We start from the raw sequence: 24,113 nt of genomic DNA, 5'->3' as shown, positions 1-24,113 counted from the left end.
GGGCGTACTTGCGGGTGTCATCGCAAAATAGGGGGATGGCACACCCAGGTTTCACCCCAACACAGCTCGCGGCTCGCGCCGCCTATCTGCTACGGGGCAATGATCTGGGCACCATGACCACTGCCGCGCCCCGGCTGTACCCGCACATGTGGAGTTGGGACGCCGCCTTCGTGGCGGTCGGGCTCGCCCCGCTGAGCGTCGAGCGCGCTGTCATCGAACTGGACACCCTGCTCTCGGCGCAGTGGAAGAACGGGATGATTCCGCACATCGTCTTCGCCAATGGCGTGGACGGTTACTTCCCCGGCCCGGCCCGCTGGGAGTGCAAGAGGCTGGCCGCCAACGCCCCCGACGGTCCGGACACCTCCGGCATCACCCAGCCGCCTGTGCACGCCATCGCGGTGCAGCGCATCCTCGACCATTCCCGCCGTCACGGCCGCAGCACCAGGGCGGTGGCCGAGGAATTCCTGAATCGGCGCTGGCCGGATCTGGTGCGCTGGCATCGCTGGCTGGCCCATGCCCGCGACCCCAAGGAGAGCGGCCGGATCACGCTGTACCACGGCTGGGAATCCGGAATGGACAATTCGCCGCGCTGGGATCGGGCCTATGCGAATGTGACGCCCGGCGATCTGCCGCCGTATCAGCGCGAGGATCTGCTGGTCGTCTCGGATCCGTCGCAGCGGCCGAGCGATCGCGAATACGACCGTTATCTGTGGCTGGTCGAGCAGATGCGCCGCGCCGGATACGACGACTACCAGCTCGCCTCGACGATGAGCTTCGCGGTGGAGGATGTCTTCGTCACCGCCATCTTCGCGTTGGCGTGTGAGGTTCTGGCCAATATCGGCGAGGAGTACAAGCAGCCCCATGCCGATGTCCGCGAACTGCATTCGTGGGCGGATCGGTTCCGCGCGGGGGTGGTCGCGACCACCGATGCCCGCACGGGTGCGGCCAGGGATTTCGACGTGCGACTCGCGCGCTGGATCAGTACCGAAACCCTCTCGATGTTCGCCCCACTGCTGTGCGGCGGCCTGCCCCGCGACACCGAACGCAGCCTATTGCGCCTGTTCGAGGGACCGCGCTTCTGCGGCCACCCGGATCTGCGCTATGCCTTGCCGCCGTCCACCTCACCGGTCTCCAAGGACTTCCGCTCCCGCGAATACTGGCGTGGCCCGGTCTGGCCGGTGATGAGCTGGCTGTTCTCCTGGGTCTTCGCCCGCCGCGGCTGGGCCGAACGATCCTTCATGCTGCGCGCCGAAGGTCTGCGCCAAGCCAGCGACGGCAGCTTCGCCGAATACTACGAACCATTCACCGGCGAACCCCTCGGCAGCATGCAGCAGTCCTGGACCGCGGCCTCGGTCCTGGACTGGCTCGGCTAACGCATCCGGAACCGTTGGGGCCGCTGCTGATGTGAGCGGCCCAAGCGAGCAGTGAGTGAATACTGCGCAACTGTCACACATGTAACACTGGTCACACGAGTCCGTTGTCGCTATCGTCGAACAGCATGGATAGCACTCGCTGGAGATCCACTCGCACTGTGGCGTTGTCCGCGATCACGCTGGGCAGCATCCTGATGGCTACCTCGACGGGCACGGCAGTGGCCGAACCGAGCGGGCCCGATGTGTCGTCGTGGCAGCATGTCGACGGCCGGTTCATCGACTGGTTCGCGGTGCGCGGGGCGGGGCACGCTTTCGCCATGGTGAAGGCGACGGAGGGCGTGAATTACATCAATCCGTATTTCGTGCCGGACAGCCTTCTGATGCGGACGGCGGGAGTCGCGCGCGGGACGTATCACTACGCGCGACCGAACCTGCTGCCCGAGCCGCAGGCGGCGCTGTACGCGGCGGTCGTACTCGGACAGAACGGGCCGCTGGATCTGCCGCCGGTGCTCGATCTGGAGAATGCGGGCGGACTCGATCCGGCCGGGCTGATCAACTGGACGCATCGGTATCTGAATACCGTGCGGGCCCTGACCGGACGGGTGCCGATCATCTACACCTATCCCAATTTCTGGAAGACGGCCATGGCGAATACCAATGAATTCACCAGGTATCCGCTCTGGATCGCCGACTATCGCGGAAACGAACAACCCGAAGTACCGGGCGGCTGGCCGACCTGGACGTTCTGGCAGACCACCGACAGCGGCCGCATTCCCGGTATCGCGGGTGGCACCGATGTCAACGTATACAGCGGCGCCCAAGGCGATTTCGCGCGCTACGCCAATATGGACTGAACACAGCACGAAACCGCTACTCCCTGCAGGTTCGAGTAGCGGTTTCGTGTGTTGCGCGGGGAATCGACTGGGCCTACCCGCCCCGCCGGCTGCCGCCCCTAGGTGCCGATTCGCCCGCCACCCTTCTTCCACACCGAGACAACGGCGGGTCTGGGCAGACTATCGCCCCCATCGGGCCAATGCGAGGCGGGCTTGTCCGCGGTCGCGTCGTCACGCTCGCCCGGATGCTGGACACAAACGGTAACCCGCTGCTCCGATACGGTCGGACCGCAGGTCTCCGCGCCGAACGGGACAGTCAGGAATTGTTTGGTCTCACCGCGATTCGGACCCTCGAGCACCACCGAGAACAGTCCGTCATTGGCGCCGTTGGCGCGCGAGGCATCGGTGGAGATCCACAGATTGCCGTAATCGTCGAAGGCGAGATTGTCCGGTGCCGCGATCGGGCTGACCTTGGCCTTATCGAAACCGGCGAAGTAGGTGTCGGTGGTCTTCGGGTCACCGCACAGCATGAGGATATTCCAGGTGAAGGTGGTGCCCGCGTGATCGTCGTCCAGTTCGAGCACCTGCCCGAATTTATTGATATTGCGTGGATTCACCTCATCGATGGCGGGCTTGCCCTGCGCGCCGCGCTGCTCGTTGTAGGTCAGCGCGACATAGACCTTGCCGGACTTGGGATTCGCCTCGAAATCCTCGGGACGGTCCATCTTGGTCGCGCCGACCCTATCGGCAGCCAACCGGGTGAATACCGAAACCTCTTCGGCGGTGAAGCCGTCCACCTTCGAGGTTGCCTTACCGTCCGCACCGGTGACCAGCAGCGGAATCCATTGGCCGGTACCGGTGAAGCCCTTATCCGAGGGCACCGTGCCATTGCCGTCGATCTTGTCCGGGTGATCGCCGGTGAATTTCGCGACGTACAGCGTGCCCGCGTCCAGAATCGTCAGGTTGTGCCGCATGCTCGCCTGACCGTTGCCGGACTGCACCTTTCGCGACGAGACGAACTTGTACATGTAGTCGAAGCGCTCGTCATCGCCCATATAGGCGACAACAGTGCCATCCGCGGCGACGTGAATGGTCGCGGCCTCGTGCTTGAACCGGCCGAGCGCGGTGTGCTTGATCGGCGCGGCCGAGGCGTCCCACGGATTCACCTCGATGACCCAGCCGAATCGGTTGGCCTCATTGGGTTCCTTCGCCAGATCGAAGCGCGCCTCGTGCCGCTCCCACTTGCGCTCGGAGGCGCCGTTCGGGAAGCCGTAGCGCTTGAGCCTTGCCTTGGCGGCCTCGTCGGTGACCTGATCGCCGTTGGCGAAGTACTGGTTGATGTTCTCTTCACCGGAAAGTACCGTGCCCCAGGGCGTCAGGCCGCCGGAGCAATTGTTCAGGGTGCCGAGCACCTTGGCGCCGGACGGGTCGGCGCTCGTCTTCAGGAAGGTGCTGCCCGCGGCGGGGCCGGTCACCGTGAACTCGGTGGTGCCGGTAATGCGACGGTTGTACTTGCCGAATTCCGGTGTCAGCTTGCCGGTTCCGGAATCGCCCTTGACCTGGACCACCGAAAGACCGTGCGCGGCAATGGCGGTCTGATAGTGCTCGAGTGCGGGCTGTTCCTTGTTGTAACCCTTGAACATCTGCGGTTCGGTGGTGTACTCGTGATTCACCACCAGCAGGTAGGTATTCGCCTGGCCTTCGATGGGCAGTATTGCGGCGAAGTCGTTGTTGAAGCCGAACTGTTCGGCCTGCGCGGCCGCGGATTGGGCGTTGGCATCGAACTTCGGCGCGTCGGCGAATAGCGGGTCGCCCCAGCGGATCACGACATTGTGTTCATAACCTTCCGGAATGACCAGTGCGTCATCGGAATTCGCCGCGACCGGTGCGAAGTTGGTACCAACCGGCACACCGTCGACCAGCGAGCCGCCCGCCGCCAATTCGACCTTGTCGTCATCACCGCAGGCCGCGAGCACACTGGCCGCGCCGACCGCGACCACCCCCCCCGCACTGCCCTTCAACATGCCGCGCCGCGTCAGCGCCGCGCGCACCATATCGCCGAAGTATTCGTTCTCGGAGGTGTTCGGAACCTCGTGGAAGCAGGCGTTACCGCATTTGTACTGACAGGTGATGGCCGAGCGCTTCGGCTGGCCGTCCCGCTTCACGAACAGGGCAAGGGGCTTCGGTGTCACGACGAACTCCTGACTTTTGCTGACGGGCGCACGCTAAGCCGCTCAGGCGATCCACAGGAAACAGTCAGATGAACGTCCGACCAATTAGGTAACCCTCATTTGTGAAGCTACCGGAAAGCACGCGCCCGCTATCCTTACACCGACCGGCCGCTACCGCTTTTACCTGGTCGAATAGCCAATGTTCGGCCTAGCCGCGTATCGCGCTACTCATGCGCAACTCTCCTTCCAGGAGGAGTATCGGTACAAGGACATGAGGACCGATCCAGGAGTAGTGCGATGTCTTTATCCAGAGGAAGATCCCAGCTCAGCCCGCAGGCGCTGGACTATCTCGATTCGATTCTCGCGGGCGCGGTGGCCGAGGCCCGCGCCGTACTCGTCGACCACGACGGCACGGGTGAAGTGGGCGACGGTGGCTGCAACAGGTGTACCCACCCCACTTGTGTCGGCTTCATCCCGAGCGGTGGCGCGGTCTGCAAGCGTCCCACCTGCCAGCACAGCTTCTTCAGCCACCGCGTCTTCTGACGCACAAACAAATATTGCTCCCGTTCCTGGTGAACGAGAGCAACATTCGGTGCCGGGGCTACGCATTGACTTGCAGTGCGATCACGACCTCTTGTTCGTTCTCCGGCAGATAGTGGACCTGGATGATGCGACCGACCTGCACTTGGGCCACGCTGGCGGGCGGCAGGAACTTGTCCACACTCGTAGTGAAAGTCGTTCCGTCGGGCCGGGTCACGACCAGGCCGAGCTCGATCTTGGAATACCCGTTGCGAATCTCGCCGGGCACCGAAAGCGACTGCACGACGGCCTGAGCGGTAATGCCGCGCTCGGCGATATCGAGTTTGGCCTTGGTGGTGAAGCCCTTTCGGATCATGGATTCGTTCATGGCGCGCTGAGCTGCCGACATATCGCCGGAGCGGTCGACCTCGACCTTGTCGGTGCGATCGGGCAGATAGCGCACCGGCAGCACAACACCGGGCTGTAGTAGGGCGAGTTCGGTGAGCGGAACGATCATTTTGGCGTGCGAGTCGAAGATCTTGCCGTCGCCGCCCTCGACGCTGAAGTCGATGCGGATCTGCGGCTGATCATTGACGGTCAGACCGGTCTGCCGGAAGGACTTGATGGTGCCGATACCGACCGAACCATCGCGGAAAGCCGAGCTGTTGTTGCCGGTGAAGGCCGCCAGGATGCCCGCGCCGGTAAAGGCGAAGACGATCGGGACGATGGTCAGGGCGATGATCGGGAGCGCCATCTGCGGTCCGACCCAGGCGAGCGTGCCGTCGTCGAAGGGGCCATAGCTGGTGTAGGTGAGGCCGTGCCAGAGGTAGTAGCCGATCGAGAGGACGAGGAACGCGGCGGCGAGCGAGCGGGCGATGTTTTTCATGGTTTTCCCTTGGGTGTGAAGAGGTTTGCCCCGCTCACGCCCCTCATATCAAGGGGCGTGAGCGAGCGAAGGGTCAGCCGCCGACCACGGTCGAGCAGGCGAAGGTGATGTCGAATTTCGAGCTTTTCGGGCTTGCGGTCGGATTGGTGAGGTCGGGTGCGCCGACGCCCTCACCGCTGACCTTGTAGGTGTTGCCGTCCTTGACGACCTTGGCCGAACCGCCGGGCATGCCGTTGCCGAAGCCGAGGGCATAGGGCAGGCCGTTCGCGCCGCCCTTGCTGCCCGCGACCGCGACAGCCTGGACGTTGTCGGAGCCGGTGATGGAGGCGCTGACACTCAGCGTGCCGTAGGTGGCGTTATTGGTGTCGCTGAGCGCGAGGGCGAGAGTGCCGCCCTGCTTGGCGCAGGTGGTCTCGAACTTGCCGTCGAGCGCCTTGCCGTCGACCGAGGCGCTCGACTTGCCCGATGCCGGCGCCGGGGCGGCCGAGGTGGCCGGATTGGCCGAGGTGGTCGGCGAGCTGCCCGAGTCGTCGCTGCATCCGGTAACGAAGAGGGCCAAAACGGCGGCCGAGGCGGTGAGAGCGGCGGCGGAGATGCGGACCGGCTTGCTGTTCATGATCTGTTCCTTTTGCTTCGTTCGGCTCCGGTGTTGGGCCGATACGAGAAAGGTAGGAATCGAACGCGCCCTACCGATCCCAGGTTTTTCGGAGTCTGAAACACGCAAAGTTCCGTTAACCTGGTCGAATGCGACGGCCGCGCGCGATGGTGCTGGACGAGGTTTGGCGCCGACTCGAGGGCGTCGAACCGCTCAGTGGACCGCACGGTGGGCCGCTGCGACGAACCGTGAAGCTCATCCTGGATCCGCTTGTCATTCGCCCGGTACAGCATCCGCTGTGCGCGGGCCCGATCCTGACCGCCGACGGTGCGGTCCTGCTCGCCACCCGAATCCATGCCGCCGCTGACGTGCTGCGCGCGACGGCAGCGTGGTTTTCGCTGCTCAAACAGGTCCGGCGGACGCTGCGGATCACCGAGGGCAATCCGCAGGATCTGTATTTCCAGCGTGCCTTCGAACTGGCCACCACCTCGGGTATGCCGGATCCGGACCGGGACCGGGCGACCGCCGAGGCGACACTGCGCGACGTGCACGAATTCGCGGCGGGCCGCACGACGCAAGCGCTCAAGGAGTACATGACCGCGAGTGCGCGGACTGCCGAACTCGGGTCGTTGATAGATATCGCATGGGGACGGCGACCGTTGGGCGGACCGACCGGCGAGCACGCCGAACTGTTCGCGGCGCTGCTCGATACATCCGCGGCACGCGACGGTCGCAGCGCCGACGGGCAGCGGACATTCGATGAGCTGGTCGCCGCCCGCGCCGGGACGCACGGCGGAATCCGACTATGGGACAACAGCTTCGAACCGACCGCACATCAACTCGGGTTGACCGCGGTGCCGGTTGCGCAGCCACCGGAGCTCGGTTCATCGGCCTCGAAGGCCAGCCTCGGGCTGCCGTTCGATCGCACTATCTACGAACGCGTATTCACCGTGCTGCAGGCGTCGAGTGACCGGGCCGAACTGCCGCCCATTCCGGAATTGGTGACCACGGAGATCGCCCGAAGTTGTTCGCCCTGGGCACTTTTGGATGAATCTCTGCGGGTCGCGGCGACGGCGGGGGCCGCGCTTGCGCTCGGGTTGCGACCGATCGCATTGCATGGCACGCAGTCGGCGGCGGCCGAAACCGCGGCACATCGGGTGATCAATAGCCGCTGGCAGCGGGAGGCATACGTGCTGCAGGCGCGGCGGCTCGCGGTGCGCACCGATGTCGAAATGCCCAGTGGCCCATTGACGGCTATTGCCACCGAACTGCGCACGCCGTGGCGGCCCTATTTGCGGCGACTGTGGGTGCGCCTGCACGGACGCGATGTCAGGGAGTTCGGCGTCTATGAGCCGGACGAGCTGTGGGATCTGCTCGATGGTGTGGCGCGCTCGGTCATGCTGGACCATCGCATGCGGGTCAAACAGGCACTGAGTGTGAGGTCCCTTGTCACCGAGCCGGATCCGGCGGAATCGAGGGCGAGCTGATGAGTGCGACCGTGCGGATCGAACCGGGCGGGGACGGAATCTGGATCATCGCGCCCGAGGGCGCGCCTACGGTGTTGGACGATGCCGTGGCAATAGACGTGCTGGTGCTCGAGGTGCTCGGCGGTCATCTGTCCTGGAGTCTGCTTGCCGGACAGACAATCCCGGCCGCGGTGATTGATGATGTCGAGCTCGCTCAGGACTGGCTGTGGGCGGTGTACGGCGAGCGGATCGCCGTTGCCATTGCCGACACTGAGAGCGGCGAAACCGAATTCGCCGACGTGGCCGAACCCGCGGTACCGGATCTGGTGGCCGCCGCCTGGCGGCTCGGGTTCGCTTATTGGGCGGCGCGCTGGTGGCCCGCATCGACGATCGACGGCATCACGCCGCTCGACGACCAGCTGCTCGACCAGGAAATCACCGCATTGCGCGCGGAGTGCGAAATGCTCATCGATGACGATGAGCAGGCGCCCGACCACGAGACAGCACCCACCGATATTGCCGTCTCAGCCGGAATATCCGCTCGTGCAGAAGATTACGCGCTCGCTGCGGGTGGCGGATCCGGCGACCGTACGACCGGGGCGCTGTCGATCGGTCGAGGCACCGGTGGATGGGACTGGCGGCGGTGCCCACCGGGGGTTGTCGACGCCTCCGAGCGGGCGGTGTCTTGGGAATCGACACGAAATTCGGGCACCACGACGGTCCGCGTTACCGCGGTTGCCGCGCCCCAACTCGGTTCGGCCGCACCGGCACACCTGCACCCGCGTGCGTTCATCACCACGCCCGTCGGTACTGCGGAAGCCGAGCTGAACCTGATCGGCGATCTGTGGACCGGCGCGGCCACCACGCCCTCGGATTCCGTCTCGACGGTGGATGTCTATGTGCCCGGTGTCGGCGCACCCGGTGCACCCGAGTTGGGCGGTCCGGAGATCCGGCGACAGATTCGTGAGTTCGCGGCCGCCCGATTGCGACGGGCGACCGTGGCAGACGATGCCGTCGACGCGCCCTTGCTGGCCGAAATCGCGGCCGCCGCATCTGATTCGGACTTCTGATGCCCGCCGATGACGGTCGCGAACTGCTCGCCGATGGAGCAGCCGCCTATCAGCGCGGCGATGTCGGCGAGGCCAGGCGGCTGTTCGAGGAAATCGCCCGGACGAGCACGGATGGCTTGCGGATCAGCGCGCTGGTCAATGCCGCGAGCATGTGTGATGAACTGGGCGATCATGCCGGGGCGATCGTCATGTTTCGCGAGGCGCTCGCGGAGATGCCCGCGGACGCGATCGAAAAGCGGCCCGCCGCACTGATCAACCTCTCCCAGGCGCTGCAGCACGTCGGCGATCTCGACGGTGCGCAGGAGGCGCTGGAGCAGGCGCGGGCGCTGCTCGCCGAACACGATGACGAGAGTATGCAGCGGGTGGCCTGTCTGCTTTCGCTGACCGCAGTGGCATTTCATCGCCAGAACTGGGCTTATGCCATCGAACTCGCCACCGAATCCCTGGATGCGGCAGTGCGTTTCGCTCCGCACCTGACCGGACATCCGCTTTCTACACTCGGCGGTATCTACTTCGAGACCGGACGGCGCGAACTCGCCGTCGACTTCATGGGACAGGCGCTGGCCGCCTTCGATGCCGCCGGTGATCGCAATGCCGTCGCCGAGACGGAACAGAATCTGGCCGTCATGTACGTCAGGTTGGATCGGTTCGACGAGGCGGAACAGCCGTTGCGTTCCAGCCAGGAGTACTTCGAGCGTGCCGAACTCGGATATCGGGCGGGCGTCGGGCTGAAGACCATGGGCTTTCTCGCCGAGGGTCGTGGCGATACCGCTGCGGCGCATCAGCTCTATCGCCGCAGCCTCGACTATTTCCTTGCGTCCGGTGCGGTGCTCGATGCCGCCGATGTGCGAGTTCGTCTGGCGACCGTGGCGTACTGGAACGGGCAATACGACGAGGGGGAAGCCCTCATCGGTGCGGCGTTCGCCGCCTATGCCGAGCGCGGTCTCGGATTGCACTGTGCCCAAATCGATTTCTGGCATGCCGCGCTGTTGGAGTCGGTGATCGAGGCGGCCGAAAAGCCGGATGCCGAGCTATTGGGGCGGGCGGTCGATCTCGCGGTATCGTCGGCGCTGGCCATCGACGCCGTACGATACACCCTGCCCAATGGCAATCAGCGCGAGAAATGGAATCGCCAGATCGCCGATCCGGCAATGCGGATGGCATTTCGGTTCGCCTATCTGTCCGGCAATGGTCCGTTGATCGTGGACCTCATCGAAACACAATGCGCGGGTACGACATTGGATATCGCCGGATCCGCGGTCGCTGCGCCGCCGCGCCTGCCGCTCGAATTATTCGATCCACCGGCTGCGGTGGCGCAGCCCACGGTGCAGGTCGGGACCGGGTCGCAGAGTGGTTCGGCACCGCAGCTGGGCACAGCTCTGGCCTCGGTCGCGGCGAGCGCGGGGCTGCCGGTGGCGCCGCCGCCGCGAGTGGCCGTCGCACCGGACGGACATATCGCATTGGGCGCGTATATCGAGGCCGCCGAGCGGCGGTACGGGCATTCGGTACGGGACAGCCGGGTGTTGCCCGCATGACCATTTCCGAACAACCGACCGTCATTGTTCGGATGGCGGATGCCGGCGATCTGTACATGTCGTGGCGCTGGTTGGGCGATGAATACGCCCAGGGTGCGAGCATGCTGCCCGGGGATGCGATCACCGATGCCGTCGAGCAGTTCGTGCGGGCGCTGCCGAATCCGGCGGTGCCCGGGGGGCTCGAACGCGCGATGACCACCGGCACATTCGCCTCCTATGATGCGGAATATCTTGTTGCGCGGTCACTTTCGCGCGCCTTGTTGCCCTATGGTCTTGCCGCACAGTTGTACGACCTGCATGTACGCGGTGTACGCCCACATATTCGGCTGCAACCCTCGCCCCGGGTAGCTCAGATCCCCTGGGAAATCATCGCTCCCGATCCCGAGCTGCGGCTGGTGGATATCGCCGATGTCAGCCTGCTCGCCCCGGCCAGCATTGTGCACGGTCCGGACCGCACGGCCCGGGCTTGGTCCGAGACGGGCTCCTTGCCAGTGGTGGCGGTACTGGACCCACGCGTTCCCGGGTTCCGCGCCGATTCCGCGCTCGGCTCCGTCCTCGGCCGAATGGACCCGAAAGCCCCACTCGCGCAACGGGTTGCCGCGTATTCCCGCGAAGGCAGACTATTGCCCGCGGTCGACGATCCGATCGACGCATTCCGCCGCACCGATATCGATCGACGCTGGTTGAGCGCAGCGCTGCGCGGCGGTGCCAGCCGCCTGACCTATGTGGGACATGTGACCGCCGCGGCCCCCGAATCCGGCCAGAGCGAAGCCTCCGAACTACACCTGGCCTGCGATGCCGAATCCATCGGCTTCGCCACTCCCATCCGAGCCCACCGCCCCCTCTCGGCCAAGGACCTACTACTCGGCACCCACACCCTGACTACCGAACCCGTTGCCGGACCTCAACTCTGGCCCATTCCGAGCCGAGTCGCCTTGATCGCCTGCGAAAGCGGCGGCGATATGCGCTTCAGCGAGGCCCTCGGTCTGGTCGCCGCCATGATCAACGGCGGCGCCGAACTGGTCACCGCCAGCCGCTGGCCCCTGCCCACCGACCTGGCCTTCCAACGCCTCGCCGGCGCACCCCCCGAGGCCCACCCCCTCCAAGACGCCATCTGCGCCATCGACGCCGCCCACGAACACCCGGACCCGGTGACCGCCCTCGCCAACTGGCAACGCTCTCGCCTCACCGCCTGGCGCACCACCCGCGCCATCGAACACTCCCCCCTCCTCTGGTCCGCCTTCGCCACCGTCCGCACCTGACGGCCGGACGGCCGGTTATGCGTCGGATCGCTTCGACACGACGACCCGCCGAAAAAATCTACAGCGGCAACAGTAGACATTCCACGCAGTGTGCGGTAACTTCTGTGACGTCGGAAGAGAAGGAAGTATCCAAACGGCACGGGAGATGATGAACTGCCCGTGATGGTAAGACGGCGGACGCGGACGCAGGACCAGCAGGTACGACGGTCCCACCGCTCGCCGGGCAGGAAGATGAAGTTGCACGGAAAGATGAAGTAATCCCGTGAGTAGAGAGGAGGCATTGCCCGTCGGGTCACCCGCGAAGATATGCAGTTGGGGTGATCGCCGACGTCTCGGTTACATGTCGGAAGACGAAGTAATTCCCCCTTTCAGTGCCCCGGCGCCGCAGGCGCCGGGGCACTTCGGCGTATGGAGGCATCACGATTTCTGAACCAACGACCGCGAACGAGAAGTTCGACGATGACGACTACCCCGCTTACACCATGGGCCGGGCCGCGGATTTGCTCGGCACCACCCAAGCATTTCTGCGCAGCCTGGACGAAGCGGAACTGATCACCCCGCAACGCTCCACCGGCGGGCACCGCCGCTACTCCCGCTACCAACTGCGTATCGCCGCACGCGCCCGCGAACTCATCGACCAAGGCACCCCCCTGGAAGCAGCGTGCCGCATCATCATCCTCGAAGACCAGCTCAGCGAAGCACTCGAACTCAACGCCAAACTCACCCAGCAGGACTGACCAGTCTTTGCCACCTTCGGCCGGGAAAGGCCCCGGTGGCAGTCCGTGCCGGATCAGTCACTATCGGGCCGGGGCTGAGTTCGGCCACCCGATTTTGACGCCATCGCGGTCCTTGACCTCCCCATCGGGTCACGAGTTGCGCCACCAGTAGCAGTGCGCGCCCGCCCGAATGGTCGGGCCACGGATCCACGCCGTCAGCTGAGTCCGGTCATCCGCCGGGGGAGAGCCGGCTTGCCCCTCCCCATCGGACGCTTCCCCGGCTTGGCGAGATCATCATGAGCCTGCACCAGGTACAGGATGCAACCCGAGACTTCCGATCCACTCCCGTTGGCGGGAACCTGCAGCGGTTTTCGGACTCAGGACCGGTGAGCCAGGAGGTGTTGCATGAGGAGGCGGGTGAGGGATTCGGGGGCTTCTTCGGGGAGCCAGTGGGAGGTGTCTTCGAGCATTTCGAAGCGGTAGGGGGCGGTGACGTGACTTGCGGTAGCCAGGGCGGCGGTGGGGGCGATGGTGGGGTCTTCAGTGCCCCAGATGTAGAGGGTGGGGACGGTGATCGAGGCGGTCGGACCCGCGAGCGGAAAGGCTCGGTACCAGTTGAGGGCCGCGGTGAGGGCATCCGGGCGGGTGAGGCGGTAGATGTAGTCGTCGATGCGTTCCTCGGGAATCTTCCAGTCGAAGATCTTGCGGAGGGCGGCGGCATCGTCGGCGAGAAGGGCGCGCTCAGGGCTGCGAGGCTGGCGGAAGTAGGTGAAGTGCTGGGCTCGTTGGGCCTGGTCTTCGTCCTCGATCATGGCCTGTAGGAAGGCGGTGGGGTGCGGCTGCGATACGGCCGTCATGGTTCGGATTCGTGCCGGGTGGTCGGCCGCTACCGTCCAGGCGACGTGCGCGCCCAAGTCGTGGCCGACGAGATCGAAACGCTGCCAACCCAATTGGTCGGCGATGGCGATGACATCGGTGACCAACTCCTCGACCCGATAATCGGCGACATTTTCGGGACGCACATCCGACGAATAACCGCGCTGATCGGGCGCGATGACATGGCAGCCGCCGCCACCGAGCGCGGCCAGCTGGAACTCCCATGCGATGGCCGATTCCGGAAAGCCGTGCAACAGCATTACTTCGCGTCCACCGGGTTCGCCGCTGGTCAGGGCGTCGAAGGTGCCGAATTCGGTCGGGATCCTGGTTGCCTCGAGCACGCCCTCGACTTTAGAGGCCGGCACCGACCACAAACGCCGAACGCGGCATCGGGCAGCAACCGGCGAAGCCGGCGGGGTGGATAAGCACTGCCGATGCCGCGTTTTGCGGGGTTTGTCGATGGGATCCAATATTCAGCGGGCCTTGCGGATGCCGAGGTACTGCAAGGCCGCGAAACCTCCGACGGTGGCTGCCTGCATGACGGTCCAGATCGAGCCGACCAGGTTCAATTCGAGTGCGCCCTCGACGAGGGCGGCCAGGCTGACCACCACCCAGGCGGCATTACCAGCGGCAACCACGGCGGCGGCCTTGGTATTGACGGTCTTGGTCATGCCGACCAGGGCAACACCTATGCCGTAGAGGGTCAGAAATATTCCGATCGGGATGCCGATCTTGCTGTCCAAGCCGAGCAGGGATTCCAGCGGTCCCGAAAGTGCGAGGTAGGCAAGGCCGTTGACGGTGGTGACGACCGAGTCCAGTCGCAGCGAAGTGCGCAGCAGGTTCTGACCGGGGGCGAGCAGGGTGGACATGTAGGTGGGGGCACTGGTGGTCATGACGGTATTTCCTTCTGGGGTAACGAGTTCGGACGACTAGGAGCCGCCGCCACCGGAAGCGCGGTGGCTGCGGCGGGGTCGGTCGGGCGGGGTCAGGCGGCGGCCGGAACCCTGTCCAGGAAGCCGTAGACGTTGGCGATACGCCCGTCCTCGATGACCGCGACGTCGAAGCCGACGACGACGGCGGGGGCGTCGACGGGGCCGAGTTCCCAGGTGAAGCGCACCTGGTTGTGGTGGGCGTCGACCGGTCCGGCGAGGGTGAACACCCAACCCGGGAACTGGGCCTGCACACCCGCGATGGCGGCATCCAGTTGGTCGTGTCCGGCGACCGCCGCCAGCGGGTCGACGTAGCTGGCCTCGGGGGTGAACACGGCTTCGATTCCGGCTTTGCGGGCAGCCGCGTCGGTGGTGTTCCAAACTTCCAGGTACTGTGCGACGAGCTCGTTCATGATGGCCTCCTAGGCTTCTGATCTGCGGTTTCTCTGTCGTTCTTGCTGACAGGAACTACGTTATGAGCAGAGCCGGGGGTGCCGAATCAGTCATCTATAAGTACTTTTCGCCGACCTATACGTATGCGGTCAGCGGGTTAGAATTTGCGTCGAGGCGCCGAACAGAACGCACCGGTGGCGATTCGCCACCAGACGAAGGGGGCGATGGCCAGGCGTTCCGCGCCCGCCGGGCCGAGGTGCTCGGTCAGCGCGACGATCAGCCCCCGGCGGCAAGACGTATCTCGCCGCCGCCTCACAGGTCCAACATCATCTCGAATTCCAGTCGGGGATCATCCGGGGCGATCGCACCCGGCACCCCGGTCCGCAATCCGTGCCGCAGATACATCGATTTCGGGCGGCTTGCGACGAGCTGCGGCCGGGTTGGACCGGAGCGCGGCACGGTGGACTCAGTGGTCGTCGTAGTGGCCGTTGTGGGCGGCGTGGCGGTGGCCGTCGTGGAGATAGTCGACGTGGTCGCCGTGCTGGACGGCTTCGTGGCCGCAATTGGGGCCGTGGGTGTGGTCGTGGCCCGCGTGTTCGGTGTGGCCGGCGGGTTCGCATTCGTCCCAGTGACCGTTGTGTTCACGGTGCAGGTGGCCGCCGTGGGCATAGTCGGTGTGGTCACCGTGCGGGACTTCGGTATGGCCGCAGCCGGGGCCGTGGGTGTGCTGGTGTTCGGAGTGCTCGGGATGCGCTGTGGTCATCGGACATCCTCGTTCCATTGCTGGATATGCGGCGCCTAGCGTGGCGACACATTAACAGGTGCGCATCTATCAACTTTACTAGAGATGTGCTGGGCGTCACAGAACCTGCGAGAGGAAGCGCTGCAGTCGCGGGGTCCGCGGGTTGTCGAACAGGGCATCGGGTGTGCCGGTCTCCACCACCTGACCAGCGTCCATGAACAACACACTGTCGGAGACGCTACGAGCGAAACCCATTTCGTGGGTCACCACGATCATCGACATCCCCTGGGTAGCCAGATCCGCCATCACCGCGAGAATGCCCTTCACCAGCTCCGGATCCAGCGCTGAGGTGGCCTCGTCGAAGAACATGATCTCCGGCTGCATGGCCAGCGCACGGGCGATCGCCACCCGCTGCTGCTGCCCACCGGATAGATTCGCCGGCCGCGAATCGGCCTTCTCGGCCAAGCCGACCACCTCGAGCTGCTCGACGGCCAACGCCCGAGCGGCATCCTTGGACAGACCGCGCAACTTACGCGGCCCGAGCGCCACATTGTCCGCGACCGTCTTGTGCGGGAACAGGTTGAAGTGCTGGAACACCATCCCGATGCGTTGACGCAACTTATCCGGATCCTCGGTGAGCACCGACTTGCCGTCCAACAGCACATCACCCTGATCGGGTTCGTGCAGCCGGTTCAGCACGCGCAGCAACGTCGACTTGCCGGACCCGGACGGCCCGATGACGGTGGTTGTCTTACCCGCGTCGACATGGATATCGACGCCGCGCAGCACATGGTTGTGGCCCAGCGTCAGATGCAGACCGGTTCCGGTGAGAGAGGAACTCATTACCCGCGCCCTTCCGTGATCGTGGCCGCCTCGACCTGGTCGATGGGCTGGTCGGGTCGGCCGGTGCGCATCCGGTGGTCGATATAGTTCACCAGGTGCGTCAGCGGGATGGTCAGCAGCAGGTAGACCAGACCGGCGGCCACCAGCGGGGAAAGATTTCCGGTCTGCGCGTTGAGATCTCGGCCGACCGCGAACAGCTCGCGCTGGGTCGCGAGCAGTCCGAGGAAGTAGATCAGCGAGGAATCCTTGACCAGCGCGATGAACTGGTTCATCAGCGCGGGCAGTACCCGGCGCACACCCTGCGGGATCACCACCAGCGTCATGGCCTGGCGGTAGCCGAAGCCGATGGCGCGCGCGGCCTCGAGCTGCCCCGCCTCCACGGATTGGATGCCGGAGCGGAAGATCTCACCGATATAGGCCGAGGCCAGCAACGCCAGCGCGATCGCGCCGAGCCAATACGGATTGTTGCCGGTGATATTGCGAACGACAGGACCGATGCCGAGTCCGATTATCAGGATGATCACCACCGCGGGCAGGCCACGGAAGATATCGGTGTAAACCCTTGCGGGCCAACGCAACCAGCGCGTCCGGGAAATGCCCGCGACCGCGAGCAGCATGCCGAGGATGGTGCCGAGCACACCCGAGACCACCGCCAAGATCAAGGTGTTCGGCAGGCCGGTCTTGAACAGATCGGGAAATGCCTTGCGGTACAGCGACCAGTCGAAGAACGTCTCCTTCAACTGCTGCGTTGTCGATTTCGGCGCGTTCTGTCCGCTGTCGGTGGTCTTCTTCTCCGCGGCAATGGCTGCGAAGTCCGGAAGTTGCGGTGCCGGTGCGGCTTTCGAACCGGGCTGCCAACCGGGCGGCAACTGCCTCGGCACCCAGTCGGCGTAGAGCTTGGCGTAGGTGCCATCGGCGATCACGGCGTCGAGACCACTGTTGAGCGCGTCGATCAGCGGCTGATTGTTCTTGGCGATCGCGTAGCCGACGAAATTGTCCAGGCTGAAGGTGTTCTGGATGATCGTGGTGCCGTCACCCGACTTCACCTGCCCCTCGGCCTGCGCCGACGGCGCGACCCAGGCATCGACCTGACCGGACTTGAGATTCGCGTACGCGGTGGCGTAATCCGGGAACTTCACCGGATCCAGATGCAGTTGGTTGACCACGTAATCGTCCTGCACCGTGCCCTGCACGACGGCGATCCGGTTACCGCGGCCCAGATCCGAAAAGCCCTTGATGGCACTGCCATTGGGGACAACGAGCGAGAAGTACCCGAAGTCGTAACCGTTGGTGAACCCGACGCGTTCGCGCCGCTCCGCGGTGGTGGTGATATTCGACGAACCGACATCGAAGCGACCGCCGGAGACCTGCGAAAGCAGTGGTGCGAATTCGGTGCCCGAGAATTCCACCTGGAGACCGAGTTTCGCACCGATCGCCCGCAGCAGCTCATTGTCGAAGCCGGTGAACGAGCCCGCCGAGTTCAGGCAGATGCTCGGCGGTGCATCCGAGAGCGTGCCGACGGTGAGCTTGCCGGGCGTGATCAGCCGCAGCTTACTGGTATCGATCGCCGATACCGGCTGTGTGCTCGCGGTGGTGTACTTGTCCGCGCCCGCCGAGGACGCGGAGCCGAGGTTCGTCGGTGCGGCCGAGGCCGCGCTCAGTCCGGGCGGCGCGCATTGGTCTCGGTTGGAGGAACCGTCGCCGGAACCGCAGGCCGTGGCTGCGAAGCCGACGGCAAGCAGTAGCACGGCGATCAACGCACGAGACCGCACAGCGGGCAGACCAGCCATGGTGAGGAACCCTAGCGTCCAATTCAGCGCTAATAGGTAGCTACCCCGTGGCGCACGCACTCGGGTGAACCGCGCACTCGCGCCCTACAGCCGCCAGGCGTGCGCGGACGCGCCACCGTAACCCGATCCCGGAATTCGGATCACGGTGATTCGAACCCGATCGTCGACCGGCGTTACGCCGCCGACGGAGCACGATTCTCGAGATCGGACCGGGTCAGGCCAGCCCTCTGACCGGCTCCGGATTGACCTCATCCCGCCAACGAATCGCCCGCTCGACCTCACTCAGATCGAACTTCGGCCCGCTCACCCCGATGGTGAACAGATTCACCCCGGCCTCGACGAACCTCGACGCCCGCTCCGCGCCCGGCCATTGCACCGAGCGCTCGATCTTCGCCTGATCGGTGCCGACATCCGTGCAGTGGTCGGTGAGCACCTTGTTCTTGTGCGCGAGCGCGTCGAGGTCGGCGAAGGTGTGCCAGATATCGGCGTACTGCGCCACCAGCCGCAGCGTCTTCTTCTCGCCACCGCCGCCGATCAGGATCGGGATATCGCGCGTCGGCTGCGGGTTCAGCTTCTTCAGCCGGGCGGTGAGCCGGGCCATATTCGCCTTCAGCAGCGCGAGCCGGGTTCCCGCCGTGCCGAATTCGTAGCCGTATTCGTCGTAGTCCTTCTGGAACCATCCAGCGCCGATGCCGAGAATGAGTCGGCCATCGCTGATGTGATCGACAGTGCGGGCCATATCGGCGAGCAGATCGGGATTGCGGTAACCGCCGCCGGTGACCAACGCGCCGATCTCGATCCGTTCGGTCTGCTCGGCCCAGGCGCCGAGCATGGTCCAGCATTCGAAATGCGCGCCGTTGTGGTCGCCGCTGAGCGGATAGAAGTGATCCCAGTTGAAGGCGATATCGACGCCCGCGTCCTCCGCGCGCAGTACCGCATCGCGCAGGAGTCCATAGTCTGCGGCGTGCTGGGGCTGTAGCTGTACGCCGATTCGAACCGGTCGGGTCATGAGTCTGCTCCTCGTCGCTCGATCTGGTTCCCCGATCGAGGCTACCGGCGCGATCGCTCTTCGGGATTCGTTGCGCGAACTCGAGCGCATCGTGTGCGAAGCGAGCACATCCAGTAATATCGCCGGTCAACCCTTACTCGGATCGTCCGGCACGTTCCTGCCGGTGATGGGATGTGATTTGTCATGGCCACCGTGACCTTCGATAGCGCGACCCGGCTCTACCCCGGCACGTCCAAACCAGCCGTCGACAAGCTGAACCTCGAGATCGCCGACGGGGAATTCCTCGTTCTGGTCGGTCCGTCCGGCTGCGGTAAGTCGACCTCGTTGCGGATGCTCGCCGGACTCGAGGATGTCGACGACGGGCGCATTCTGATCGGCGCCAACGACGTCACCCATGCCGAACCCAAGGAACGCGATATCGCCATGGTGTTCCAGAACTACGCGCTCTACCCGCATATGACCGTCGCGGAGAATATGGGCTTCGCGCTCAAACTCGCCAAGGTCGCCAAGGCGGAGAAGCAGCGCCGGGTGCTGGAGGCGGCCAAACTGCTCGACCTCGAGCCATACCTGGATCGCAAGCCGAAGGCGCTGTCCGGCGGTCAGCGTCAGCGCGTCGCGATGGGCCGGGCGATCGTGCGGCAGCCGCAGGTATTCCTGATGGATGAGCCGCTGTCGAATCTGGACGCGAAGCTGCGGGTGCAGACCCGCACCCAGATCGCCCAGCTGCAGCGTCGCCTCGGCACCACCACCGTGTACGTCACGCACGACCAGGTCGAGGCGATGACCATGGGCGACCGGGTCGCGGTGCTCAAGGACGGGCTGCTACAGCAGTGCGCGACACCGCGCGATCTGTACCGGAATCCGGCGAATGTGTTCGTCGCCGGGTTCATGGGTTCGCCCGCGATGAACCTGTTCACGTTGCCGGTCGCCGACGGCGCGGTCGAACTCGGCGGCGCCACGCTGGCGGTGCCGCGATCGGTCGCCGATGCCGCCGAGGGTTCGGTGGTGGTCGGCGTCCGGCCAGAACACCTGGAACTCGGCGCGGCGCAGGACAAGTCGGGCATCCAGATGGAGGTCGACGTCGTCGAGGAGCTGGGCTCCGACGCGTACATCTACGGCCGCACCATCGCCGAGGGCCCCACGAACGGCGCTGGCGAAACCATTGTCGCCCGGGCAGATTGGCGCAACCCGCCGGAGAAGGGCACCCGGGTGCAGTTGACGGCCACACCGGAACACACCTACTTCTTCTCCGCCGTCGACGGCCGCCGCCTGTCCTGAGACCGCTGCGCGTGCACTTTCGCCAATCCGAAACTTCCTACCGGATGCCAGCGAAAGCGCACGCGCAGAAACGATTCCGAGCATTCAGCGGTCCGGTCAATGAACTCCTGCCAGGGCCGCGAGCATTATTTCGGTGACCACCTGCTGGGCTTGTGTAGCGGTGCCGGGGTGCGTGTAGTAGTCCACCCAGAGCAGGTCCGCACCGCGGCGGACTATGGCCGAACCGTATGCGGTGCCGTCCTTGCCCTCGTCGTTGTAGACAGCGCAGGCCGCGTCCCCGAGACCGCTCACACTGTGGAACTGCCCGGCGAGCGCGTTGTTCGCACAGGATGAGACGAGTGCGTCGGCGGCACGATCGACACCCGAGTCCCAGCCGACCTGGCCATAGCGCAGCAGCCGCACCCCCAAGAAACCATAGGTATCGGAGCCGATCGGACGGCTCTTGTCGGTGTAGTACTGGCAAGCCGCATCGGAACCCGACGAGTAGATCGCACTGGGCTCGGGCATGCCATCCGGTACCAAACGCTCGAAAAGGCTGGTACCGATCGCCGCGCACAAGTCGGGCGGGGCAGCTGCGGCCGGATGCGACTGCTCGTACATGGACCCGAGTTTCAGGTAGAGCGCGAAACCTCCGAACATGAGAACCACAGCAGCCAGTGGCAGCAGACAGCCCCACCGGCGCGACGGTGTGGACGGCATATCTCCCCTTCGGACTTTCGAGCGAGTCTAAGCGCTGCGCGCGCAATCACCGCCCTCGCCGAGTCGACGCCATTGGCGTTCGCCCGCGGCGGAAGGCCACGCGAAGACCACGCCGTGTTCGTAAACTCGACGCTCGAACGGGGATCGGCGCGAGGAGCGGGTAATGAAGATAGCGGTGCTCGGTACCGGGCAGGTTGGACGCAGGCTCGCGAGCAAGCTCGTCGAGCTCGGTCATTCGGTGACGCTCGGGTCCCGGACCGCCGATAATGCGGCGGCGACCGAGTGGGCGAACGAAACCGGGGGCGCGCACGGCACTTTCGCTGATGCCGTGGCCGAGGCGGAGTTGGTGATCAATGCGACGTCCGGCACCGTCTCGCTGGCCGCGCTCACTGCGGCGGGAGCTTCGAATCTGAGCGGGAAAGTGCTGGTGGATGTGTCGAACGCGCTGGATTTCTCCGATGGATTCCCGCCGAAATTGGCCACGCCCGAGGCGGGCAGCGTTGCCGAAGCGATCCAGCAGGCATTCCCGCAAGCGCGGGTGGTCAAGACCCTCAACACCATGAACAACCAGCTCATGGTGGACCCGTCTCGAATTCCGGGGCGCCACAACGTCTTTCTGAGCGGCGATGACGAGTCGGCCAAAGCCGAGGTGGCGACCCTGCTGAAATCCTTCGGCTGGTCCGATGAGCAGATCATCGACCTGGGCGGTGTGGTGACCGCGCGCAGCACCGAACCCCTTGTGCTGCTGTGGGTTCACCTCTACAACAAGTTCGGCACCGAGGACATCAACTACGCGGTGGTCACCGCCTGAGCGGATTACTTCGCCGAGCGGATGGCGCGCGAATATTCGGGGTTCAGCCGCACCCCGAGCTCTTCCAGGTCGAGCTCGCGACCCGATTCGCTGCGGACCTGCACCCGAACCGGCGCGCCACTGGCTTCCTCGACCAGCAGCAACGGGGCCGGTCCCGGCTGCAGGTACACATCGCCCCACTGCATGAGTGCGAGCACAACGGGCAGTAGATCGCGGCCCATATCCGTCAGTACGTACTCGTGGCGGGTCCGCTTGCCCTCCTCCTGATACGGGCGTTTGGCGAGCAGCCCCGCCTCGGTGAGCTTACGGAGCTGACCCGACGCCGCGGCATCGGTGATGCCGACCCGGGCGGCGAAACCGTCGAAGCGCGTGGTGCCGTAATACGCCTCGCGCAGGATCAGGATCGCCGAGCGGGTGCCGATGAGGTCCATCGCCTTCGCGATCGAGCATTCCGTGGGTTTCCACGCGCTCAGATCTGCCAACGGTCCTTCCATTACGGCTGCCATGACGAACATCATAGCGAAATCTGACTTGAGTTGACTATACCCAGGCGTTAACCTGACTATAAGTCAGTAGAGCCAGACATAAGAGCTCGGCTCGCGGTTCGAAAGGAACCACCATGAGAGACGCGGTGATTGTCGAAGCGGTACGCACGCCGATCGGCAAGGGGAAGCCGAACGGGGCACTGCACAACGTCAACGCGGTGGACCTGCTCGCCCACAGCCTGCGCGCGGTAGTCGACCGCAGCGGCATCGATCCGGCGCTCATCGACGATGTGATCGGCGGCATCGTCACCCAGATCGGCGAACAGGGTGCAAATATGACCCGGCGTGCCGCGCTGGCCGCGGGCTATCCGGAATCGGTTCCGGCGACGACGGTCGATCGCCAGTGCGGCAGCAGCCAGCAGGCCATTCATTTCGCCGCACAGGGTGTGATCGCTGGCGCCTACGACATCGTGGTCGCGGCGGGTGTCGAGTCCATGGGACGAATTCCCATGGGCGCGAACATGATCGGATCCGAGGACTTTTCCGGTGTCGGCTTCGCCGAGCGCTATCCGGAGGGACTGGTATCCCAGGGCATCAGCGCCGAACTGATCGCGGCCCGCTGGGGACTGACCCGCAGCCAGCTCGACGAATTCGCCCTCGGCAGCCACGAAAAGGCCGCGCTGGCAACGAAGAACGGCTCGTTCGCCAGCCAACTCGCTCCCATCGCCGGACTGGAAACCGATGAGGGCATCCGGGTCGGCAGCACCCTGGAAACCCTCGGCAAACTGCGTCCCGCCTACTTCGACGAGGCCATGGCCGCGCGCTTCCCGGAAATCGGCTGGCAGATCACCGCCGCGACCGCGAGCCAGGTCAGCGACGGCAGCGCCGCGGTGCTGATCATGACCAGCGAACGCGCCGAGGAGCTCGGGCTGAAGCCACTGGCCCGACTGCACAGCTTCGCGGTGGCCGGGGACGATCCGCTGCTCATGCTGACCGCCGTCATCCCGGCGACGCGAAAGGTATTGCAGCGCGCCGGACTTCAGCTGTCGGATATCGATCTTGTCGAGATCAACGAGGCATTTTCTCCGGTGGTGCTGGCCTGGGCGCACGACACCGGTGCGGATATGTCGAAGGTGAATGTGAACGGCGGCGCCATCGCCATCGGTCATCCGCTCGGCGCTTCCGGCGCACGCCTGATGACCACGCTGGTGCACGCAATGCAGGAGCGCGGCGCCCGATACGGTCTGCAAACCATGTGTGAAGCAGGCGGTTTGGCCAACGCAACCATTATCGAACGACTCTGAGTCACCGAGTGCCGCGGCACCGCTCCCGATCCGTGCCGCGGCGCTCAGACCGAAACCAGCACCACCGCGATCAGAAAGCCGACCAACCACGACTCGGCGATCAACGGCACCGCTACCAATGGCGTCCACGCAATGCGGCGTCGGTAGCGGATCTTCCCCACCATCCTCATGACCACCACAACTACCGAAAGCGCAATCCCAAGCCAGGCAACGCAATACGCGACGGGTAGGTAGCGCACACCCCCATCGGGATCGGCATCCCGTGCGAGAAATTCATACAGCGGCACAGCAGAGGCCACCACCCAGCCGAACCCGACCGCGAACACCGACCCGAGCACCGCCCGAATCGCATTCGCCAGCCGCAGCTCCCACTGACTCGACCCCATTCCCCCAGCATGCCCGGTAGATCGGTCTAATACATCCCAGCACCCACGGCACCGAGGCACCGAGGCACCGAGGCACCGAGGCACCGAGGCACCGAGGCACCGAGGCACCGAGGCACCGAGGCACCGAGGCACCGAGGCACCG

Annotated in this window: 24 protein-coding genes; 11 read left to right on the top strand and 13 right to left on the bottom strand. The window is 65.0% G+C overall.

The window, feature by feature from the left end:
- Positions 1-35: 35 nt before the first annotated feature.
- Both ACIBJI_RS30135 and ACIBJI_RS30130 read left to right on the top strand, forming a co-directional pair.
- On the top strand, positions 36-1,373 hold the full coding sequence (locus ACIBJI_RS30135; protein WP_364348631.1) for an MGH1-like glycoside hydrolase domain-containing protein: 1,338 nt from the start codon (positions 36-38) through the stop codon (positions 1,371-1,373).
- A 194-nt stretch (positions 1,374-1,567) separates the two neighbouring features.
- Complete coding sequence (locus ACIBJI_RS30130) at positions 1,568-2,227, top strand: glycoside hydrolase family 25 protein (RefSeq protein ID WP_364349076.1); 660 nt, start codon at positions 1,568-1,570, stop codon at positions 2,225-2,227.
- 98 nt (positions 2,228-2,325) lie between these two features.
- On the opposite strand, the gene ACIBJI_RS30125 is transcribed toward ACIBJI_RS30130, so the two are convergent.
- Complete coding sequence (locus tag ACIBJI_RS30125) at positions 2,326-4,398, bottom strand: PhoX family protein (protein WP_397086810.1); 2,073 nt, start codon at positions 4,396-4,398, stop codon at positions 2,326-2,328.
- A gap of 276 nt (positions 4,399-4,674) precedes the next feature.
- On the opposite strand from ACIBJI_RS30125, the gene ACIBJI_RS30120 reads away from it, so the two are divergent.
- Positions 4,675-4,920: a hypothetical protein gene (locus ACIBJI_RS30120; RefSeq protein WP_364348637.1), complete on the top strand. Its 246-nt coding sequence runs from the start codon at positions 4,675-4,677 to the stop codon at positions 4,918-4,920.
- 58 nt (positions 4,921-4,978) lie between these two features.
- Here the strand turns inward: ACIBJI_RS30120 and ACIBJI_RS30115 are convergent, their stop codons facing one another.
- Positions 4,979-5,782, bottom strand: a complete 804-nt coding sequence (locus tag ACIBJI_RS30115) for a hypothetical protein (RefSeq protein ID WP_364348640.1) — start codon at positions 5,780-5,782, stop codon at positions 4,979-4,981.
- A gap of 73 nt (positions 5,783-5,855) precedes the next feature.
- Positions 5,856-6,398 (bottom strand): lipoprotein LpqH, encoded by a 543-nt coding sequence (locus tag ACIBJI_RS30110; protein WP_364348643.1) that lies wholly within the window; start codon positions 6,396-6,398, stop codon positions 5,856-5,858.
- A 146-nt stretch (positions 6,399-6,544) separates the two neighbouring features.
- Between ACIBJI_RS30110 and ACIBJI_RS30105 the strand changes: the two genes are divergently transcribed.
- The 5 genes from ACIBJI_RS30105 to ACIBJI_RS30085 all read left to right on the top strand — a co-directional run bounded on the left by ACIBJI_RS30105 (position 6,545) and on the right by ACIBJI_RS30085 (position 12,447).
- On the top strand, positions 6,545-7,864 hold the full coding sequence (locus ACIBJI_RS30105) for a hypothetical protein (RefSeq protein WP_364349079.1): 1,320 nt from the start codon (positions 6,545-6,547) through the stop codon (positions 7,862-7,864).
- On the top strand, positions 7,864-8,913 hold the full coding sequence (locus tag ACIBJI_RS30100; RefSeq protein WP_396958806.1) for a hypothetical protein: 1,050 nt from the start codon (positions 7,864-7,866) through the stop codon (positions 8,911-8,913). Before ACIBJI_RS30105 ends, ACIBJI_RS30100 begins: the two co-directional genes overlap by 1 nt.
- Positions 8,913-10,448, top strand: coding sequence for a tetratricopeptide repeat protein (locus ACIBJI_RS30095; protein WP_396958805.1), 1,536 nt, complete (start codon positions 8,913-8,915; stop codon positions 10,446-10,448). Before ACIBJI_RS30100 ends, ACIBJI_RS30095 begins: the two co-directional genes overlap by 1 nt.
- Positions 10,445-11,710 (top strand): CHAT domain-containing protein, encoded by a 1,266-nt coding sequence (locus ACIBJI_RS30090; RefSeq protein ID WP_396958804.1) that lies wholly within the window; start codon positions 10,445-10,447, stop codon positions 11,708-11,710. The genes ACIBJI_RS30095 and ACIBJI_RS30090 overlap by 4 nt, the downstream gene beginning before the upstream one ends.
- A 482-nt stretch (positions 11,711-12,192) precedes the next feature.
- The gene (locus tag ACIBJI_RS30085) at positions 12,193-12,447 is read left to right on the top strand and encodes a MerR family transcriptional regulator (protein ID WP_364348655.1); all 255 of its coding nucleotides are present in this window, start codon (positions 12,193-12,195) and stop codon (positions 12,445-12,447) included.
- A gap of 356 nt (positions 12,448-12,803) precedes the next feature.
- Here the strand turns inward: ACIBJI_RS30085 and ACIBJI_RS30080 are convergent, their stop codons facing one another.
- From ACIBJI_RS30080 to ACIBJI_RS30050, 7 genes are all read right to left on the bottom strand, one after another.
- A complete protein-coding gene (locus ACIBJI_RS30080; RefSeq protein ID WP_364348658.1) occupies positions 12,804-13,643 on the bottom strand; it encodes an alpha/beta hydrolase in 840 nt (279 codons plus the stop codon).
- A gap of 132 nt (positions 13,644-13,775) precedes the next feature.
- Positions 13,776-14,195 (bottom strand): hypothetical protein, encoded by a 420-nt coding sequence (locus ACIBJI_RS30075; RefSeq protein ID WP_396958802.1) that lies wholly within the window; start codon positions 14,193-14,195, stop codon positions 13,776-13,778.
- A gap of 92 nt (positions 14,196-14,287) precedes the next feature.
- On the bottom strand, positions 14,288-14,644 hold the full coding sequence (locus tag ACIBJI_RS30070; protein ID WP_396958801.1) for a nuclear transport factor 2 family protein: 357 nt from the start codon (positions 14,642-14,644) through the stop codon (positions 14,288-14,290).
- Between the two features lie 446 nt (positions 14,645-15,090).
- A complete protein-coding gene (locus ACIBJI_RS30065) occupies positions 15,091-15,387 on the bottom strand; it encodes a hypothetical protein (protein WP_364348667.1) in 297 nt (98 codons plus the stop codon).
- 96 nt (positions 15,388-15,483) lie between these two features.
- Complete coding sequence (locus ACIBJI_RS30060) at positions 15,484-16,209, bottom strand: amino acid ABC transporter ATP-binding protein (RefSeq protein ID WP_364348670.1); 726 nt, start codon at positions 16,207-16,209, stop codon at positions 15,484-15,486.
- Positions 16,209-17,999, bottom strand: coding sequence for an ABC transporter substrate-binding protein/permease (locus tag ACIBJI_RS30055; protein ID WP_396958800.1), 1,791 nt, complete (start codon positions 17,997-17,999; stop codon positions 16,209-16,211). Before ACIBJI_RS30055 ends, ACIBJI_RS30060 begins: the two co-directional genes overlap by 1 nt.
- Before the next feature lie 214 nt (positions 18,000-18,213).
- Positions 18,214-19,008 carry an LLM class F420-dependent oxidoreductase gene (locus tag ACIBJI_RS30050; RefSeq protein WP_364348676.1) on the bottom strand — a complete coding sequence of 265 codons (795 nt, stop codon included), beginning with the start codon at positions 19,006-19,008 and terminating at the stop codon, positions 18,214-18,216.
- 183 nt (positions 19,009-19,191) lie between these two features.
- Here ACIBJI_RS30050 and ACIBJI_RS30045 point away from each other — a divergent pair, with 183 nt between their 5' ends.
- Positions 19,192-20,286 carry a sn-glycerol-3-phosphate ABC transporter ATP-binding protein UgpC gene (locus ACIBJI_RS30045; protein ID WP_364348679.1) on the top strand — a complete coding sequence of 365 codons (1,095 nt, stop codon included), beginning with the start codon at positions 19,192-19,194 and terminating at the stop codon, positions 20,284-20,286.
- 96 nt (positions 20,287-20,382) lie between these two features.
- Here ACIBJI_RS30045 and ACIBJI_RS30040 read toward each other — a convergent pair whose 3' ends face one another.
- On the bottom strand, positions 20,383-20,985 hold the full coding sequence (locus ACIBJI_RS30040; RefSeq protein ID WP_364348682.1) for a hypothetical protein: 603 nt from the start codon (positions 20,983-20,985) through the stop codon (positions 20,383-20,385).
- Positions 20,986-21,148: 163 nt separating this feature from the next.
- Here ACIBJI_RS30040 and ACIBJI_RS30035 point away from each other — a divergent pair, with 163 nt between their 5' ends.
- Positions 21,149-21,796, top strand: a complete 648-nt coding sequence (locus tag ACIBJI_RS30035) for an NAD(P)-binding domain-containing protein (protein WP_364348685.1) — start codon at positions 21,149-21,151, stop codon at positions 21,794-21,796.
- A gap of 5 nt (positions 21,797-21,801) precedes the next feature.
- Here the strand turns inward: ACIBJI_RS30035 and ACIBJI_RS30030 are convergent, their stop codons facing one another.
- On the bottom strand, positions 21,802-22,314 hold the full coding sequence (locus tag ACIBJI_RS30030) for a helix-turn-helix domain-containing protein (RefSeq protein ID WP_364348688.1): 513 nt from the start codon (positions 22,312-22,314) through the stop codon (positions 21,802-21,804).
- A gap of 101 nt (positions 22,315-22,415) precedes the next feature.
- On the opposite strand from ACIBJI_RS30030, the gene ACIBJI_RS30025 reads away from it, so the two are divergent.
- Complete coding sequence (locus ACIBJI_RS30025; protein WP_364348691.1) at positions 22,416-23,585, top strand: acetyl-CoA C-acyltransferase; 1,170 nt, start codon at positions 22,416-22,418, stop codon at positions 23,583-23,585.
- A gap of 44 nt (positions 23,586-23,629) precedes the next feature.
- Here the strand turns inward: ACIBJI_RS30025 and ACIBJI_RS30020 are convergent, their stop codons facing one another.
- Positions 23,630-23,971: a hypothetical protein gene (locus tag ACIBJI_RS30020; RefSeq protein WP_364348694.1), complete on the bottom strand. Its 342-nt coding sequence runs from the start codon at positions 23,969-23,971 to the stop codon at positions 23,630-23,632.
- Between the last annotated feature and the right edge of the window lie 142 nt (positions 23,972-24,113).

This window comes from Nocardia sp. NPDC050408 (assembly GCF_044458905.1).
Taxonomy (GTDB): domain Bacteria; phylum Actinomycetota; class Actinomycetes; order Mycobacteriales; family Mycobacteriaceae; genus Nocardia.
Note: the sequence above shows the minus strand (reverse complement) of the source record. Positions and strands in the feature narration are given on the sequence as shown.

Coding starts and splice junctions, on each gene's coding strand:
- ACIBJI_RS30095 (WP_396958805.1), top strand. CDS start 8,913: ATGCCCGCCGATGACGGTCGCGAACTGCTCGCCGATGGAGCAGCCGCC.
- ACIBJI_RS30030 (WP_364348688.1), bottom strand. CDS start 22,314: ATGATGTTCGTCATGGCAGCCGTAATGGAAGGACCGTTGGCAGATCTG.
- ACIBJI_RS30070 (WP_396958801.1), bottom strand. CDS start 14,644: ATGAACGAGCTCGTCGCACAGTACCTGGAAGTTTGGAACACCACCGAC.
- ACIBJI_RS30035 (WP_364348685.1), top strand. CDS start 21,149: ATGAAGATAGCGGTGCTCGGTACCGGGCAGGTTGGACGCAGGCTCGCG.
- ACIBJI_RS30040 (WP_364348682.1), bottom strand. CDS start 20,985: ATGCCGTCCACACCGTCGCGCCGGTGGGGCTGTCTGCTGCCACTGGCT.
- ACIBJI_RS30100 (WP_396958806.1), top strand. CDS start 7,864: ATGAGTGCGACCGTGCGGATCGAACCGGGCGGGGACGGAATCTGGATC.
- ACIBJI_RS30020 (WP_364348694.1), bottom strand. CDS start 23,971: ATGGGGTCGAGTCAGTGGGAGCTGCGGCTGGCGAATGCGATTCGGGCG.
- ACIBJI_RS30055 (WP_396958800.1), bottom strand. CDS start 17,999: ATGGCTGGTCTGCCCGCTGTGCGGTCTCGTGCGTTGATCGCCGTGCTA.
- ACIBJI_RS30045 (WP_364348679.1), top strand. CDS start 19,192: ATGGCCACCGTGACCTTCGATAGCGCGACCCGGCTCTACCCCGGCACG.
- ACIBJI_RS30085 (WP_364348655.1), top strand. CDS start 12,193: ATGGGCCGGGCCGCGGATTTGCTCGGCACCACCCAAGCATTTCTGCGC.
- ACIBJI_RS30135 (WP_364348631.1), top strand. CDS start 36: ATGGCACACCCAGGTTTCACCCCAACACAGCTCGCGGCTCGCGCCGCC.
- ACIBJI_RS30110 (WP_364348643.1), bottom strand. CDS start 6,398: ATGAACAGCAAGCCGGTCCGCATCTCCGCCGCCGCTCTCACCGCCTCG.
- ACIBJI_RS30115 (WP_364348640.1), bottom strand. CDS start 5,782: ATGAAAAACATCGCCCGCTCGCTCGCCGCCGCGTTCCTCGTCCTCTCG.
- ACIBJI_RS30050 (WP_364348676.1), bottom strand. CDS start 19,008: ATGACCCGACCGGTTCGAATCGGCGTACAGCTACAGCCCCAGCACGCC.
- ACIBJI_RS30025 (WP_364348691.1), top strand. CDS start 22,416: ATGAGAGACGCGGTGATTGTCGAAGCGGTACGCACGCCGATCGGCAAG.
- ACIBJI_RS30065 (WP_364348667.1), bottom strand. CDS start 15,387: ATGACCACAGCGCATCCCGAGCACTCCGAACACCAGCACACCCACGGC.
- ACIBJI_RS30060 (WP_364348670.1), bottom strand. CDS start 16,209: ATGAGTTCCTCTCTCACCGGAACCGGTCTGCATCTGACGCTGGGCCAC.
- ACIBJI_RS30075 (WP_396958802.1), bottom strand. CDS start 14,195: ATGACCACCAGTGCCCCCACCTACATGTCCACCCTGCTCGCCCCCGGT.
- ACIBJI_RS30120 (WP_364348637.1), top strand. CDS start 4,675: ATGTCTTTATCCAGAGGAAGATCCCAGCTCAGCCCGCAGGCGCTGGAC.
- ACIBJI_RS30090 (WP_396958804.1), top strand. CDS start 10,445: ATGACCATTTCCGAACAACCGACCGTCATTGTTCGGATGGCGGATGCC.
- ACIBJI_RS30105 (WP_364349079.1), top strand. CDS start 6,545: ATGGTGCTGGACGAGGTTTGGCGCCGACTCGAGGGCGTCGAACCGCTC.
- ACIBJI_RS30130 (WP_364349076.1), top strand. CDS start 1,568: ATGGCTACCTCGACGGGCACGGCAGTGGCCGAACCGAGCGGGCCCGAT.